The organism is Microbacterium sp. CR_7 (assembly GCF_041954755.1).
Taxonomy (GTDB): Bacteria; Actinomycetota; Actinomycetes; order Actinomycetales; family Microbacteriaceae; genus Microbacterium.
Genome location: NZ_JAVAYF010000002.1, coordinates 405,263 through 421,284 on the forward strand (window position 1 = coordinate 405,263; position 16,022 = coordinate 421,284).

At 68.8% G+C, this 16,022-nt stretch carries 16 protein-coding genes; 8 read left to right on the forward strand and 8 right to left on the reverse strand.

All coding sequences use genetic code 11. The features are described 5' to 3' along the window. Positions 1–3: 3 nt before the first annotated feature. The 3 genes from RAC81_RS05160 to RAC81_RS05170 all read right to left on the reverse strand — a co-directional run bounded on the left by RAC81_RS05160 (position 4) and on the right by RAC81_RS05170 (position 4,621). Entirely contained in the window at positions 4–3,009 is a 3,006-nt protein-coding gene (locus tag RAC81_RS05160) for an AAA family ATPase (RefSeq protein ID WP_375081322.1), read from the reverse strand. A 14-nt stretch (positions 3,010–3,023) separates the two neighbouring features. Continuing rightward, on the reverse strand, positions 3,024–4,178 hold the full coding sequence (locus RAC81_RS05165; protein WP_375081323.1) for an exonuclease SbcCD subunit D: 1,155 nt from the start codon (positions 4,176–4,178) through the stop codon (positions 3,024–3,026). A gap of 134 nt (positions 4,179–4,312) precedes the next feature. Next, the gene (locus RAC81_RS05170; RefSeq protein WP_179297472.1) at positions 4,313–4,621 is read right to left on the reverse strand and encodes a GNAT family N-acetyltransferase; all 309 of its coding nucleotides are present in this window, start codon (positions 4,619–4,621) and stop codon (positions 4,313–4,315) included. A gap of 326 nt (positions 4,622–4,947) precedes the next feature. On the opposite strand from RAC81_RS05170, the gene RAC81_RS05175 reads away from it, so the two are divergent. Genes RAC81_RS05175 through RAC81_RS05185 form a run of 3 tightly spaced genes read left to right on the forward strand, consistent with a single transcriptional unit; the run spans position 4,948 to position 6,882 of the window. Continuing rightward, positions 4,948–5,640, forward strand: a complete 693-nt coding sequence (locus RAC81_RS05175) for a winged helix-turn-helix domain-containing protein (RefSeq protein WP_375081324.1) — start codon at positions 4,948–4,950, stop codon at positions 5,638–5,640. 50 nt (positions 5,641–5,690) lie between these two features. Continuing rightward, positions 5,691–6,647 (forward strand): DNA-3-methyladenine glycosylase family protein, encoded by a 957-nt coding sequence (locus RAC81_RS05180; protein WP_375081325.1) that lies wholly within the window; start codon positions 5,691–5,693, stop codon positions 6,645–6,647. Between the two features lie 37 nt (positions 6,648–6,684). After that, on the forward strand, positions 6,685–6,882 hold the full coding sequence (locus RAC81_RS05185; RefSeq protein WP_251589022.1) for a hypothetical protein: 198 nt from the start codon (positions 6,685–6,687) through the stop codon (positions 6,880–6,882). Between the two features lie 19 nt (positions 6,883–6,901). Here the strand turns inward: RAC81_RS05185 and RAC81_RS05190 are convergent, their stop codons facing one another. From RAC81_RS05190 to RAC81_RS05205, 4 genes are all read right to left on the reverse strand, one after another. Continuing rightward, on the reverse strand, positions 6,902–7,657 hold the full coding sequence (locus RAC81_RS05190) for an ABC transporter ATP-binding protein (RefSeq protein ID WP_375081326.1): 756 nt from the start codon (positions 7,655–7,657) through the stop codon (positions 6,902–6,904). After that, complete coding sequence (locus RAC81_RS05195; RefSeq protein WP_375081327.1) at positions 7,654–8,685, reverse strand: iron chelate uptake ABC transporter family permease subunit; 1,032 nt, start codon at positions 8,683–8,685, stop codon at positions 7,654–7,656. The genes RAC81_RS05190 and RAC81_RS05195 overlap by 4 nt, the downstream gene beginning before the upstream one ends. Then, positions 8,675–9,682 carry an ABC transporter permease gene (locus RAC81_RS05200; protein ID WP_375081514.1) on the reverse strand — a complete coding sequence of 336 codons (1,008 nt, stop codon included), beginning with the start codon at positions 9,680–9,682 and terminating at the stop codon, positions 8,675–8,677. The genes RAC81_RS05195 and RAC81_RS05200 overlap by 11 nt, the downstream gene beginning before the upstream one ends. Positions 9,683–9,795: 113 nt before the next feature. Beyond that, complete coding sequence (locus tag RAC81_RS05205; protein WP_375081328.1) at positions 9,796–10,794, reverse strand: ABC transporter substrate-binding protein; 999 nt, start codon at positions 10,792–10,794, stop codon at positions 9,796–9,798. A 99-nt stretch (positions 10,795–10,893) separates the two neighbouring features. Between RAC81_RS05205 and RAC81_RS05210 the strand changes: the two genes are divergently transcribed. From RAC81_RS05210 to RAC81_RS05230, 5 genes are all read left to right on the forward strand, one after another. Then, positions 10,894–11,661 carry a siderophore-interacting protein gene (locus tag RAC81_RS05210; protein ID WP_375081329.1) on the forward strand — a complete coding sequence of 256 codons (768 nt, stop codon included), beginning with the start codon at positions 10,894–10,896 and terminating at the stop codon, positions 11,659–11,661. Positions 11,662–11,692: 31 nt separating this feature from the next. Beyond that, complete coding sequence (locus RAC81_RS05215) at positions 11,693–12,094, forward strand: VOC family protein (protein ID WP_375081330.1); 402 nt, start codon at positions 11,693–11,695, stop codon at positions 12,092–12,094. A 128-nt stretch (positions 12,095–12,222) separates the two neighbouring features. Further along, the gene (locus RAC81_RS05220; protein WP_375081331.1) at positions 12,223–12,564 is read left to right on the forward strand and encodes a hypothetical protein; all 342 of its coding nucleotides are present in this window, start codon (positions 12,223–12,225) and stop codon (positions 12,562–12,564) included. Between the two features lie 293 nt (positions 12,565–12,857). Then, on the forward strand, positions 12,858–14,027 hold the full coding sequence (locus RAC81_RS05225; protein WP_375081332.1) for an RtcB family protein: 1,170 nt from the start codon (positions 12,858–12,860) through the stop codon (positions 14,025–14,027). Positions 14,028–14,178: 151 nt separating this feature from the next. Beyond that, positions 14,179–14,499 carry a hypothetical protein gene (locus RAC81_RS05230; protein ID WP_375081333.1) on the forward strand — a complete coding sequence of 107 codons (321 nt, stop codon included), beginning with the start codon at positions 14,179–14,181 and terminating at the stop codon, positions 14,497–14,499. Positions 14,500–14,515: 16 nt separating this feature from the next. Here the strand turns inward: RAC81_RS05230 and RAC81_RS05235 are convergent, their stop codons facing one another. After that, on the reverse strand, positions 14,516–15,970 hold the full coding sequence (locus RAC81_RS05235) for an MFS transporter (protein WP_375081334.1): 1,455 nt from the start codon (positions 15,968–15,970) through the stop codon (positions 14,516–14,518). Between the last annotated feature and the right edge of the window lie 52 nt (positions 15,971–16,022).

Genomic DNA, 16,022 nt, shown 5'->3' on the forward strand with positions numbered 1-16,022 from the left:
CGCTCAGCGCGTCTCGATCACGCTCGGACCGTTCGGCGTGGCGCGCACGGACAGCTGAGCCGGGATCTGCTCCTGCATCGCCTCGACGTGGCTGATGACGCCGACGGTTCGGCCACCCTGACGCAGCTCGTCGAGCGTGCGCATGGCGACGTCGAGCGTGTCGCCGTCGAGTGATCCGAAGCCCTCGTCGATGAAGAGAGTGTCGAGACGGATGCCGCCGGCTCGCGCCGTGACGACCTCGGCGAGTCCGAGCGCGAGCGCGAGAGAGCTCAGGAAAGTCTCACCGCCGGACAGCGATTGCGCGGGACGCGTCTGGCCCGTGTAGGCGTCGAACACGACGATGCCGAGGCCGGAGGCGGCACCGCGCGCGGCGAGGGCGTCGGAGTGGCGCAGCTGATACCGTCCGGTGGACATGTCGGCCAGACGGCGATTGGCCGCCTCGGCGATCTCCTCGAGCTCGGCGGCCAGCACGAAGGTCTCGAGGGTCATCTTGCGCGTGTTGGCGCCGCGACCCGCGAGAGCGTCGGCGAGCCCTCGCAGCACCTCGAAGTCGGCGGCGCCCGCAGCGCTCTCCTCGTGAGCGGCGGAGGCGGAGCCGATGAGCGCTCCCAGCTGCTCAGCGAGCGCAGCGGCGCGCTCCGCGTCGGCCACGGCCGTCGACCACAGCGATCTCGCCGCGGCAGAACGCTGCTCGATCGGGTCGAGGTCGATCGGCTCCTCGGGCAGGGTCCGGAGTTCGAGGTCGAGGAGGATCGCCCGTTCCTTCTCACGCTCGACGGCGTGGTGGGAGACGCGTGATTCGAGCTCGGCCTGCACGAGAGGCGATCGGAGCGCGGCCTCGGCGGCGCTCGCGTCGTCGAACGCGGAGGCGTCGAGCGCTGTGCTCAGCTCCTGGGCGGCCGATGCCGCGGTGTCAGCGCGTCGCGCTCGTTCGTCGGTCGCCTCGATGAGCGTGCGCGCATCGGTGACCTCGCGTTCCGCCGCGGCGATCCTCTCGGCCACCGAGGGGAAGGCTCCACGAGCATCCGCCACCGCGGACGCCGCCTCGATCTCCCTCTGCTCGACGATCGCGTGGGTCTCGCGTGCCGCCGCGAGCGCGGCGGCCGCCGATTCGCGTTCGCTCTGCAGTCCGGCGATGCGCGCCGACAGCTCGGTGGCGCGTCGGTCGAGGGCGGTCACCCGTTCGGCGGCGGCGAGACTCTGCGCATGCTCGTCTGTCGCTCGGGTCAGCTCGTCAGTCGCAGTGCGGACGTCTCTCCCGTCGGCGCGACTGCTCGCGGCCGCCAGCTCGACGCGCAGCGACGCCACCTTCTCAGCGGCCGAGCGCTCGACATCGACCGCGTCGTCGCGTCGTGCTTCCGCGGCGACGATGTCGTCGGCGGATACGGGATCGGTGTGGTCGGCCGGCGCCGGATGCTCATGCGCACCGCACACCGGGCAGGCCTCGCCGTCGATGAGAGCGCTCGCGAGCTCACCCGCGAACCCGTCGAGACGACGCTGTCGAAGGCGCGCGAGCTCTGTCTGCCTCTCCGCGAGCACAGAGCTCGCCGCGACCAGATCCTGCTCTGCAGCCGCGCTCTCCGCCTCCAGCCGCACGACGTCGTGCGCGGCTGCCACGCGCCCCGTCGCTGCCTGCAGAGCCGCGGCGAGGTCGTCCGATCGGTCCGCGACACGACGGAGAGCGTCGCGCTCGCGGGTCGTCTCGTCGAGTCGGACCGGGAGGGTCTCGCCTTCTGCGTCGACCGCTGCGAGGCGATCCCCAGCGCCGGTGACGGCCTCCGCCGCCCGGTGCAGTTCGGACTCGCGCGCCGACGCCGACCGCTCGAGCGCGTCTGCGCGCCTCCAGGCCCCGGTCTCTCGGGTCCGCTCGGACGCCCACGCGGCGAGGTCGTCGGCGTCGACGTCATGAGCGTCCCAGTCGCGCTGCGCTCGCGCCTCCTCCTCGACGGCCTGGACGAGCGCCACGTCGGCGCGCGTCGCCGCCAGGATCATCGTCCGCAGGGCCTCTGCTTCTCGCGCTCGCGACAGCTCCTCGCGCGCTGCGACGATCTGCGGCTCGACCTCCTCGAGGCGCGCGAGCGCCTGCCTGGCACGGTCGCGCTCCTGCTGGGCTCGGCGCTCCTCCCTGGCGGTACTCAGCGCTTCATCGGCCGCAGCCGACCGTGTCGCGGCATCCTCCCGCTCCGCGGCCCGTCGCTCCGCGCGATAGTCCGCTCGTGCACGGGCGAGGGCCAGTTCGTCGAGCCGCTGCTCGGTCGTGCGCGCGGCGACCGGCTTCGTTCCTTCGCCGCGCGGCGACCCGCTCTCGACGGCTTCGTGCTCCTCGGTCAGAAGTCCGCCGTTCTCGACGAGCCGCTCGGCCTCGTCGAGTCTCGCATCCACGACGGCGAGCCCCGAGGCGAGCTCCTGCTCGGCAGCGCGTCGACGCTCGTCGAACCGGGCCTGTACGTCTTCGAAGCGCTCGGTGCCGAACAACCTCCGCAGCAGCGCCTGTCGCTCGCGGCTGCCGGCCAGAAGGAACTCCGAGAAGCGGTTCTGAGCGAGGAGGATGACCTGAAGGAACTGCTCGCGACTCAACTGCAGGATGTCGTCGAGCTCGTACGCCGCCTCTCGCTCCTTGGCGGCGAGACCGATCCACTCACCCGCGACGAGCGCGTCGAGTTGGACGGCGGACGCCTGCACGGTCATGCCACCGCCGCGCTTCTTGGGCCTCTCGTACTCGGGCGATCGCCGCACGCGATACCGCCCGGCGGGCGTGCTGAACTCGACGACGACCTCGGTGACGTCGTCTGGTTCGCAGTGGTCGCTGCGCAGGCGCTTGTCTCCGCTCTCGTAGCGGGGCACGCCGCCGTAGAGCCCGAAGCACACGGCGTCCAGGATGCTCGACTTCCCGGCACCGGTCCGACCCTCGATCAGGAAGATGCCGTCGTCGGCGAATGCGTCGAAATCGACGATCTGGCGTTCGCGGAAGGGACCGAACCCTTCGACCTCGAGGCGATGGAGCTGCACCGGGACTCTCCGCCTCAGATCAGCGCGTCAGCGCGCACGCGGTCGTCGAGGACCTCGCGAATCAGCTCGCGCTCGCGCTCCGTGGGGCCGTGCCCCGCGCGGACATGCTCGAGGAAGGCATCGATGCGCTCGACGTCGGATACCGCTCCGCGCAGTCTGTCGACGTAGGTGCGCGGCGTCTGATCGCCGGCCTCGGCCGGCTGATGCTGGACCATCGCGCAGAACGGGAACTGCTCGCGCAGACGACGCATCGGCTCCGTCTGAGCGACCGCATCGGTGTACACCGCGGACACCCAGTGCTCGGCGTGCGCCTCGACGTTCGCGGTCGACAGGATCTCGTCGAGCGTTCCCGTGAGGGTCACCAGCGGGCGAGGCACGGGCAGATCGAGCCATTCCACCGTGGTGAGGCCGTCGGCGTCGAGGTCGACGAGCCACGACCCGCGCGGCTTGTTCTGCTCGCCGAAGCTGTAGTGCAGCGGTGCCCCCGAATAGCGCACCCGCTCGCTGACCTGCTGGCGTCCGTGGATGTGACCGAGCGCCACGTAGTCCGGACCGTCGAACACCGCGAGCGGAACGACGTCGAGACCGCCCTGACGCACTTCGCGCTCGAGCCCTACGGTGGCGTCGACTCCCGCGGAGAAGCAGTGCGAGATCGCGACGGAGCGGCCGGGGTGGTCCCGCATGCCGCTGCGGACGAGGTCCATCGCGTGAGCGACGGTCTGGGCCTGCGTGCGCAACTCGACATCCGGCCAGTGCTGGCGGACGACCGCCGGCTCGAGGTACGGGATGCCGAAGAACCGCACCGGCCCGTGCTCGTCTTCGACGGTGATGGGCGTGCCGATCGCGCGCGGGTCGGTGAGCACATGGATGCCGTCCCGCAGCAGCCGAGCCTGGAAACCCAGCCGTGCGGCCGAGTCGTGGTTGCCGCTCGTGACGATCACGCGCGCGCCCGTCTCGCTCAGTGCGACGAGCGCGTCGCTGAGCAGGGTGTAGGCCGCGCCGGCCGGAGTCGCGGAGTCGAAGACGTCTCCCGCGATCACGACGACGTCGACCGCGTGGTCGCGCACCTGCTCCGTGAGCGCTCCGAGCACCTCGGCCAGTGCGTCCATGGTGGAGTTGCCATGGAACGTGCGGCCGATGTGCCAGTCGGAGGTGTGCAGGATGCGCATACTCACACGGTACGAACCCCCACCGACATTCGTTCAGAGGCGTGCCGCCGACAGCACGGACCGGGTCGAGGGACGCTGCCGGTCCCCGGATCTCGAGCGGAGCACGTGTAACACGGCGTCACACGACGGAACGCTCACCGGGAGCGCAGGAGTCCGGCGTGCTCGGGGTGCGCGGAGAACCAGTCGGCGACGTACCAGCACACCGCGTCGACCTTGCGATCGCCCCGCGCCTCGATGTCGGCGACGGCGCCCTCGACGACGGTCCCGGCGTAGCCGTGGCCGCGGAAAGTCGGGATCGTGAAGGCTCTCGTGAGAGCGATGGTCCGGCCGTCGTCGCGGTAGTCGAGCACGCTCACGAGCTTCCCGTCACGAGTCAGCGTGTACCGCGAGGCGTCCTTCTCATCTGTGAGGATGAATCCGGAGGCGAGTGTCGAGGTGGTCACCCGTCCACGTTACGCCCGCCGCGCCCAGGGGTCGCCGTTTTGACACACGGGGACTTCTTCGGACATAATCCCTCCCATGACTACCAACGCAAGCCCTTTGTCCGCCCAGGAGGCGAACGGGACTGCCGGGATGATGATGCCCGGTCGCGTTGGCATGTGTTGCCGAATGTGTCGCTGAACGAACAGCCACTCCGTCTGACCTGACTTCTCGCGATCTGCGAGGTCCGGGTCTCCGAGCATCCACCCTTGCTCGCTCCTCCGGCTCGCCCGGTCATTCATGCAACGCATCAGAGCCTTCCGGCTCACGTCCTGAGGACTTCATCATCATGTCGAACACCGCACTTCTCGAGCGTCCCTCCACCGCATCCGCCCCGGCCTCCGCCGCCTCGGCACCGCTCGCCGCCGATCTTCCCGCCGTCCGCTCCCCCCGCGGCTTCGCCCTGTACGTCGGCCTCGACGAGATCAAGGCCGCCGAAGCCGGCGTGAGCCTCCCGCTCCTCGTCGACGCCCTGCGCCGCACCCTCGCCGAGCTCGCACCCGGTGCCGAGACCCACGCCACCGTGGCGCTCGCCCCGCACGGCTCCGGCGGACGCGACCTCGACGTCGTGCGCCTCGCGCTGCACGAGCCCGGTGCGATCGCCCGCACCAAGGCGGCCGCCGAGGAGGAGACCACCGACGAAGAGGGCGGCGTCGTCGTCGACATCTCCCGCAAGCGCGTGCTCATCGACGGAGAATCCGCCGCCTTCACCTACAAGGAGTTCGAGCTGCTGCAGTACCTCGTGCTTCGGGAGGGACGCACGATCGAGCGCAGCGAGCTCGTGTCCGCTCTGTGGCAGGCGCAGGACGACGAGACCCCCGGCGAGCGCACGATCGATGTGCACGTGCGTCGTCTCCGCGCGAAGCTCGGCCGCTACGAGGACATCGTGCGCACGGTGCGCGGCATCGGCTACCGCTTCGACCGCCACGCCGACGTCGTGATCCGCTACGGCCACGGAACGCCGTCGCCCGACCGCTTCTGATCGGCGCGCACTCGCACCGGGGTGTCAGCCCCGCCGCGTAGGGTGGGCGCATGACCCTGACGCAGGATGCCGCAGCCGCCGAGGCGGCCGCTCACCCTCGTCGGGAATCGGTGTACCGACCCGGTCACGACGTCGACGTCCGACGCACGGTCGGCATGCTCCGTCGCGGCCCCGGCGATCCCACCATGGTGTTCGACGGCGCCGTCATCTGGCGTGCGGTGCGCACCTCGCACGGAGCAGCCACGCTCGCGCTCCGCGCCGTCGGCGACGAGATCAGGGCGAGCGCGTGGGGCGCCGGTGCCGACGAGGCGCTCGCGACCGTGCCCGCGCTGTGCGGCGCGCACGACGACCCGTCGGGATTCGACCCCTCCCACCATCCCCTCATCGCGGAGGTCGCGCGGCGGTCTCCGGGTATCCGCCTCGCCAGGACGAACGAGGTCTTCGACGCGCTCGCCTGCGCGATCCTCGAACAGAAGGTCACCGGGCTGGAGGCCTTTCGCGCCTGGCGTCTGCTGGTCACGAAGTTCGGCCACCGCGCGCCGGGCCCCACTCCCCGCCCCCTGTACGCCGCGCCCGCGGCATCCCAATGGCACCGCATCCCCTCGTGGGAGTGGCACCGCGCCGGCGTACAGCCCCCGCAGTCGAAGACGATCGTGAGAGCCGCCGCGCGTGCCGACTCCGTCTCCCGCGCCCTCCTCGCCGCGACGACCGGTGACGACCGCGATCGCGTGCTCACGAGTCTCCCCGGCATCGGGGTGTGGACCTCCGCCGAGACGCGACTCCGCGCGCTGGGCGACCCCGACGCCGTGAGCGTGGGCGACTACCACCTCGCTCACGAGGTCGGCCACGCCCTCACCGGCCACCGCACCGACGACGACGGGATGCTGGAGCTCCTCGCCCCCTGGGCGGGCCACCGACAGCGCGTGATCCGGCTCATCTTCGCGAGCGGCGTCAGCGAGCCGCGCCGCGGCCCCCGGCTCACCCCGGCAGACCACCGTCGGCACTGACCGCGTGCAGGCCCCGCGGCGGCTCTAGGCTGAGACCATGTCACGCACCGCACTCCGCGTCTCCGTCACCGTCGGTCTGCTCGTCGCCGGCGTCGTGATCGGTCTCGTCTTCCAGAACGTGTGGCTCGGCATCCTGCTCGCGGCGATCGTCTGGCTGGGCTGGTTCCTGGGCTACGAGTCGCGACGCGGTCGCAACGCCGGTGTGAACGACGAGGACCACGGCATCGAGCTGTGACCGCCGACGGTCGCCGCGCTCAGTAGTAGACGGCGAGCGGACCGGACGGCCCCTCGACCACCCGCACCGGGGTGTCGAACACCCGGGTGAGCACGTCGTCGGTCATGATCTCGGCCGGCGTGCCGAACTCGACGATCGCCCCGTCCTTCATGGCGCAGATGCGGTCTGCGTAGTGCCCCGCGAAGTTGATGTCGTGCAGCACGATGACGATCGTGCGTCCGAGCTCCTCGGCGGCCCGCCGGAGGTGCTTCATCATCTGCACCGCGTGCTTCATGTCGAGGTTGTTGAGCGGTTCGTCGAGCAGCACGAACTCCGTGTCCTGCGCGAGCACCATGGCGACGTACGCGCGCTGCCGCTGGCCGCCCGACAGCTCGTCGATGAAGCGCCGCTCGAGGTCGGTCAGACCGAGGAAGTCGATCGCCTCCGAGATCCGCTCCTCGTCGAGCTGTGTGAGACGTCCACCCGAGTGCGGGTAGCGTCCGAAGCCGACGAGTTGACGCACCGTGAGCCGCGTCACGAAGTGGTTCTCCTGCCGGAGGATCGAGACGATCTTCGCGATCTGCTTCGAGGGCGTGCGCTGGACGTCGAGCCCGGCGATCTCGACCCGCCCGTCGTCGGGGGCGAGAAGCCGCCCGATCATGGTCAGCAGCGTCGATTTCCCCGCCCCGTTCGGACCGATCAGCGCGACGATTCCGCCGGAGGGCAGGTCGAGCGTGAGCGGTCCGATCTCGGTGTCGCTGCTGTAGCGGTGGACGAGTTCGCGGATGCTGATCACAACCGCCCCTTTCGGAGGATCACGACGAGGAAGACGAGCCCCCCGATCAGTTCGACGATGATCGTCGCCGCGCTGACCAGAGTGAACACGTGCTTGAGGAGGAAGTAGGCGAGGCCGAGCGCGACGTATCCCAGGAGCCAGGCCATCGGAAGCAGGATCCGGTGGTCGTAGGTGTCGGCGATCGCATAGGCGAGCGTCGCGACGAGAAACCCGAGGAACGTCATCGGGCCGAACAACGAGGTGCTCATCGCCGACAGGATCGCGACCAGAGTGAGCATGAGCATCACCTGCCGCCTGTGGTTCAGACCGAGGTTCGTGCTGACGTCACGGCCGAGTCCGATGAGATCGAGGCGCCTCGACAGCATCCAGATCGCCCCTCCGACGGCGGCGCACACCGGGATGACGAACCACAGGAAGTCCGTGTTCGCGCTCGCGATGCTGCCGAACAGGCGCGCCGCGAGCACGTCGAACTCGTTCGGGTCGAGCATCTGCTGCAGGAAGGCCGACAGCGCGCCCATCCCCGTGCCGAGGATGATCCCGATCAGCAGCATCACGTGCAGATTCCCGAAGCGCCCGGACAGCAGCCACGAATACAGCAGCACCGCGAACACCACCATGAGCGCGGACTGCAGCAGGAAGCGGGTGAACGGATCGAAGCCCGAGACTCCTGCGACGCCGAAGAAGAAGACGATCGCGGTCTGGATGAGGACGTACAGCGACTCGAACCCCATGATCGACGGGGTGATGATGCGGTTGTTCGTGGCGGTCTGGAACGCGACGGTCGCGAAAGCCTGGCAGAAGGTGACGACTGCGACGACGAGCACACCCGAGACGCGCATCCGAGAGATCCGCAGCCACCGCTCGCTGAACGGCGCGTACGGGTTGTCCCAGCACAGCAGGAGAGCGGTGATGACGACCGCGCCCACGATCAGCGCCGCGAGGACGAACCGGTACCGCCGGCGGTGCGCGGGGTCGGCGAAGGATCGCGTGGTCCGCGCGGAGGGACGGATGCCGAGGTCAGCTGACACGGGTCCTCCTCGTGCGCAGGAGCATCGCGATGAAGACGGCGGAGCCGACGACGCCGAGCACGAGCGCGATGGGGACCTCGAACGGCATGATGATCGTCCGTCCGATCAGATCGCAGAGCGTGACGATCCAGATCCCGGTGAGGAACACCCACGGCAGGTTCGAGCGGAGATCGTCTCCCCGCACCATCGCCACGAGGTTGGGGACGATGAGGCCGAGGAAGGGCAGGGCGCCGACCATCACCGTCACGACACCGGTCGTCATGGCGACCAGCCCCACGCCGAGGAGCACGACGCGCTCATAGCGGAGACCGACGTTCGTCGCGATGTCGCGGCCGAGCCCGGCGACGGTGAATCGGTCGGCGGCGATCCACACCATGATCGAGACTCCCAGCACGATCCAGAGCGGTTCGTAACGGCCGACCTCGATGCCGGTGAAGCGCCCCAGGAACCATCCACCGATCACCTGCAGGAGGTTGAAGCGCAGGGCGAGGAACGTCGAGATCGCGCTCACCACGGCGCCGAACATGATGCCGACGATCGGAACGATCAGGGAGGACTTCAGGGTGACGCGTCGCAGGAAGACGAAGAACACGAGCGTGCCGACGAAGGCGAAGACGATCGCGATCGCCATCTTCGCGAGGATCCCGGATGCCGGCAGCAGGATGTATGTGACGAGAAGACCCAGTCCCGCCCATTCGGTCGTGCCGACCGTGGTCGGCTCGACGAAGCGGTTCTGCGTCATGAGCTGCATGACCAGACCGGCCATGGCCATGCTCGCCCCCGCCAGCACGAGCGAGGCCGTGCGCGGGATCCGCGTGATCCAGAGGAACTCGCCGCCGTGCCCATCGGGTGCCGTGATGTCGGCCACGCCCGTGATGAGCGAGAGGCCGATGAGTCCGGCCGTCAGGACGAGAGCGAGCGGCAGCGGCCACCCGCGTCGCCGGCCCGGTCGTGGTCGGGGTGCCGACGCACTCGCGAGCCCGTCGACGTTCGTGATGCGCCGGGCCGGGGGCTCGGCGGGTGTCGTCGAAGTCAAGGGTTCCCTCCGGACGGGGGCGCGCTGCCACCATGCCAGGGGCACGGTGGCAGCGCTCGGTCGGAATCAGCGCGTCAGGCGGTTTCGAACAGCTCGGTGAGCCCGTCGAGGACCGCGATGTACGCGAACACGTCCTCGGTCAGGTAGTAGTCGGCCGGCATGACCGAGATCGCCTCGTTGCGCACGGCGGGAACGTTCGCGAGGGCGGCCGATCCCGTGATCAGCTCCCGTGCCGGGACCACCGTCTGCCCCTCCTCCGACACCGCCGCGTCGCGGTCGAGCACGAGCAGGTAATCCGCGTCCGCCTGCGCGAGAGCCTCCAGCGACACGGTGTCGCCGGTGTGGTCCGCGGAACCCTCGGCGTCGAGCGCCGGAGTCATCCCGACCAGATCGAAGAAGATGCTCGCTCCGCGCCCGTCCTTCGGGTTCGAGTAGTTGATCTCGCCGCCGGACGTGACGAGACCCATGACGGTCTTCTCCGAATCGTAGGCAGCCTTCGCATCATCGAGCGCGGTGTGGAACCGGCTGATGAGCTCTTCCGCCTCGGCGGTGCGGTTGAAGATCTCGCCCATGAGCGTGATGCTGTCGACGACGTACTCATCGGCCGGCTGGTCCTCCGGCCCGGTCATCTCGACGAACGCCGCGTCGGGCGCCGCGTCCTTCACTCCCTGAGCCCTCTCCTCGCTGCTGAAGCGGTACCCGTTGATGACGAGATCGGGATCCGCCGCGACGATCTGCTCGAAGTCCGGCTCGGTGTGCAGGCCGATGTTGAGGATCTCCGACGAGTCCTTCAGCGGGTTCTCGGGGCTGAACAGATCGAGCGGCGCGACCGTGACGGGGAGATCCCAGTCGGCGGCCAGCTGGAAGAAGCGGTTGTCGGTGATCGCGACACTGTCCGCGCTCTCGATCGTCACCTCGTTGCCGGCCATGTCGGTGACCGTGACGGGATAGTAGTCATCGGCCGCCGTCGTCTCTGCGGCGTCAGGGGCGTCCGCGGTGGCTGCGCAGCCGCCGAGGGCGAGCACGGCGACGAGACCGAATCCGGCCGCGGAGAGCTTTCTGGGCATGGACATGGAGAGACTCCTGTTCTGCTGGGCATCGCGCACGAATGGCGCGGAATGGACGGGAGTTAGGCTGACCTAACCCCTTCGAGGATAGGTTAGCCTTACTTTATGAGCGATACGCAATCCGGCTTCTCGATCGAGCGGCGCGGGCTCGATCTGCGGTTCCGCACCGTCACCCTCTCCTCGCGCGAATGGCTCGCACCCGACTATGTGCGCGTGCGAGTGACCGGCAGCGACCTCGCCGGCTTCGCTTCGCTCGGGTCCGACGATCACATGCGCCTGTTCTTCCCCGCGGGTCCGGTGGGATCCGTCGAGGAGATGCGCGCTGCACCGAGCCGCGAGTACACGCCGCTCGAATGGGGAGACGACTGGCTCGACGTGGAGTTCGCGGTGCACGGCGACGCGGGCGTGGCGGCGCCGTGGGCGGCGAACGCTCCCCTCGGGTCGTCGATCGGCGTCGGCGGACCGCGCGGCTCCGCCGTCATCGTGGGAGAACCCGGATCCTGGTTCCTCGTCGGCGATGAGACGGCGATCCCCGCGATCCGGCGTTTCGCCGCGCTCATCCCCGACGGTACGCCGGCGCGCATCGTCATCGAGACCGTCTCCGCCGGGCGCGAGCTCGACATCGATGCGCCTGTCGAGGTCGAATGGCTGCACAGGGGCGACGCGGCACCCGGCGCGGCCCTGATCGCCTTCCTCGACGGGCTGACCGAGGCGGATGCCGTCGGCGCCGACCCGTTCATCTTCATCGCCGCCGAGCAGTCGGTCGTGAAGCCCGGTCGGGCTCTCCTGGAGCGCTGGGGCATCGACACCGGGAAGGCGGTCGTGAAGGGCTACTGGAAGCGCGGCGAAGCCGAGTATCACGCTCCCCACTGACACCGACGCAGCGCCCTGACAGACTGGGCGGATGGCTCTTCTCGATCACCTGGGCATCACCGTCGACGACCTCGAACGCGGACGGACGCAGTTCCACCCCGTGCTCACCGCTCTCGGATACGTGAGCGGAGGGGAGGACGACCACTCGATCTCCTGGAACAACGGAGACGAGACCGAGATCATCCTCTACGTCTGGGATGAGGACTCCACTCCGCACAGGCATGGGCGCATCGGCTGGCAGCACATCGCCTTCGCCGTCGACTCGCGCGACGAGGTCGATCGTCTGCACGACATCGCGAAGGATGCCGGCTGGACCGTCGTCCGCGAGCCGAAGGACTACCCGCGGTATTCGGCTCGCTACTACGCGTCTTTCGTCGAGGATGCCGACGGCATCCGCATCGAGTTCATGCACAATCCACCGCGGGAGAGCTGACGCGCCGACCCTCTCTGCACCGTACGAGGTTTCGGTCACCTTTCCCCCGTCGGTGGAATCCCGGAATCCGTTGTCGCGGACACGTGCCAGACTCGCCTGATCGATGCGACGATCGGGGGATGGGGTTCATGAACGATGCGCAGACCTGGACGATGATCGGCGTCGTCAGTGCCCTGCTGTTCGGCATGATCGGCGTCGTCTCGACCCTCTTCGTGAGAATCCTGCGCGCCGAGATCGGCGGACTCCGCGGCGAGATGAACGCTCAGATCGGCGGACTCCGCGGCGAGATGAACGCTCGTTTCGACGCCGTCGACAGCAAGTTCGACGCGGTCGACAGCAAGTTCGACGCGGTCGACAGCAGGTTCGACGCGATCAACAGCCGCATCGATGCGATGAGCATCCGCATCGACGGACTCGATCGCGACGTGCAGGCGCTCGTGAAGCGCACCTTCGGCCTCGACCGCGAATGACGCCGGTACCGGACATTTGACGCCCGGGCGTGTCGTCCCCTACTGTGGCAAAGCTGTGCCGATCGGCGCAGCACGCCAGCCGAGGAGACGACAGATGACCGCCCTGCGGAATCTTCCCATCGCAGCGGTGTCGATGTTTCAGCAGAAGCACGATGACCGCTACGAGTCGTACCCTCCGGCGCGCGCCGTGTGACAGCATCCGCTCTCGCAACGCCCCGCACCGTCAGGTCCGGGGCGTTTTCCGTATGGGAGACCCCTGACCTGTGACTGGACACCTCACAAGGAAAGGAATCATGGAGAGGCTCTCCGCACGGCTGCTGTCGTGGGCGTCTCTGATCGACGAGAAGACGCTCGATCAGGCGCACACCACGGCCCGCATGCCGTTCATCCACCCGCACCTGGCGCTGATGCCGGACGCGCACCTCGGAAAGGGCGCGACGGTCGGCTCGGTCATCCCGACGCTCGGCGCGATCATCCCCGCCGCCGTCGGCGTCGACATCGGATGCGGCATGATCGCCGTTCGCACCGCGGTCACGAGAAGCGACCTCGACGGTCGCGACCTCGCTGAGCTGCGGGAGCAGATCGAACGCGCCATCCCGCTGTCCGCCGGCCGCTACAACCGCAAGGTCGTCGCGACGGCCGAGCCCAGGGTCGCCGAGCTCGAGCAGCTCGCCGAGAGGAACGGGTTCGACCCTGCGACGTACGCCGGGAACTGGCGTCTGCAGCTCGGCACGCTCGGATCCGGCAACCACTTCATCGAGGTCTCGGTGGACGAACTCGACCGCGTGTGGCTGTTCCTGCACTCGGGGTCGCGGGGAGTGGGCAACCGGATCGCCGGCCACCACATCGGCGTCGCGCAGCAGCTCGCCAAGCAATGGTGGATCGATCTGCCCGATCCCGACCTGGCCTACCTCGTCGAGGGCACGCCCGAGTTCACCCGGTACATCAAAGAACTGCGGTGGGCACAGCGCTTCGCTCTGCTGAACCGGGAGGAGATGATGGACCGCGTGATCCGCCAGGTGTCGGAGTTCCTCGGCTCGCCGGTGGAGGAGCAGGAGAGGATCAACTGCCACCACAACTTCACCGAGTCGGAGAAGCACTACGGCAAGCAGGTCTGGGTGTCTCGGAAGGGAGCGATCCAGGCCGACCTCGGTCGGCCGGGACTCATCCCCGGATCGATGGGGACCGCCTCGTATGTCGTCGAGGGCCTCGGCGACCCGCAGTCGCTGAACTCCTCCCCGCACGGCGCAGGCCGCGAGTACTCGCGGTCCGCGGCACGGCGCACCTTCTCCCACGAGCAGCTGCGCGAGGCGATGACGGGCATCGAGTTCCGCGACACCGACGCGTTCGTCGACGAGATCCCGCAGGCCTACAAGCCGATCGACCAGGTGATGGCGGATGCCGCGAGCCTGGTGTCGATCCGGCACACGCTGCGGCAGCTCGTCAACGTGAAGGGCGACTGAGGGAGGGGTGGACGACGGGCGACGTCGTCCACCCCTCCTGCACATCTCGACTCCGTCGCGGGTTCTCCCCTCTTCGTGGAATCCCGGAATCCGTTGTCGCGCGACCGTGGCAGACTCCCTGCATCGGTGCGACGATCGGAGGATGGGGTTCATGAACGATGCACAGACCTGGACGGTGATCGGCGTCGTCTCGACGCTTCTGTTCAGCATGCTCGGCGTCGTCTCGACGCTGTTCGTCCGGATCCTGCGCACCGAGATCGGCGGACTCCGCGGCGAGATGGTGGCGGAGATCAGTGGTCTGCGCGCCGAGACCACCGCCCGATTCGACGCCGTGAGCAGTCGATTCGACTCCGTGGACAGCAAGTTCGACGTCGTGCACAGTCGCATCGACGCGATGAGCGCCCGCATCGACGGCCTGGACCGCGATGTGCAAGCACTGGTGAAGCGCACCTTCGGCCTCGACCGCGAGTGACACGCTGCCCGCGACTTCAGAGCACCGGCGCAACTGCGGCCTCGGCATCCGTCCTGTCGGTGAAAGCGGTCTTCGGCACGAAAGCGAGCAGTACGGCTGCCGCGAGGGCGGTCACGCCGCACACGACCCACACCGTCACATAACCGGCGAATGATCCGGCTGTGCCCTCGACGGCGCCCACGGCTCCGTTCAGGAGCGCGATTCCGAACACGCACGACGCGATCGCGCCGCCGACGGTCTTGACGGAGTTCGTGAGCCCCGTGGCGACGCCGGTCTGCGTCGCGGGAGCCGCCGACGCCGCCGCAGCGGGCAGCGCCGCCACGAGGGCTCCGGACCCGAGACCCACCACGACCATGTTCGTGATGACCTGGGCGTAGGCATCGTGGAAGGGCAGGAAGAGCAGGAATCCGACGCCGACGAGCACCGAGGCCCCCATGAGCGTGACCCTCGGCGTGAGAGCCCGGGCGACGACCGGGAACAGGAGGGCGCCGACGATCATGCCGATCAGATAGATGCCGATGATCAGGGAGGTGGCGAATCCCGTGGTTCCGAGGCCGTACCCGTACATCTCCGGATCGGTGCGCGCGAACGTCGACAGCGGCGCCTGGGCGCCCAGCACGCTGACGCCGAAGAGCCCTGCGGTGAGGAAGACCGGTCCGAGGGCCGGCGAGCGGAACATGCGCACGTCGATCAGCGGGTCGTCGTTGCGCAGCTCCCACAGCACGAACGGGATCACGAGCAGGATGCCGAACAGCACGACGCCCCACGACAGCGGGTTGACGAGGCCGCCCTCCAGCCGCAGCAAGCTGAGTCCCCCCGTGAAGCAGATGAGCGCCAGCGAGATGAGGATCACGCCGACGGTGTCGAAGACGCCGCCGACCGGCTCCGGCGACTCGGTCACCCCGAACAGGATCACGAAGAAGCACACCACGATGAGCAGCGCGGGGATGAGCAGCACGACGGTGAGCGGGAGCACGTCGATGAGCGCGCCACCGGCGAGCGCTCCGATGATGGCCCCCGCCTCGAGCGCGGCGACCAGGAGTCCCGCAGCCTTCGCGGTGATCGAGGCACGGCCCTCCAGACGACGGGCACGCGACCAGATCAGCGCGATCTCGAGCGGCAGCCACACGACGTAGAAGCCCATCAGCGTCCACCCGATGAGGAACACGGCGAACGAATCGGTGAACGGCAGCACCATCGCGGCGGCAGCGGTCAGCGCGGTGGAGATCAGCAGCATCCGCTTGTGGCCGACCATGTCGCCGAGCTTCGCGAACGCCGGCACGACGAGCGCCGACAGCATCAGCTGCGTACCTTCGAGCCAGTTCACGTCGGCGTCATGGATGCCGAGGTGCCGCGCGATGTCGCTGAGCATCGGGGTGTAGTACCCCTGCAGCACACCGCTGGTGAACTCGACGAAGGCGAGGAAGCCGACGACGACGGCCAGAGTGCCCAGGGTGCGGGTGCGCGTCATCGCGACTCCTCGGAGACAAGGCGGGACCGGTCGCGGCGGCGACCGGGAACGG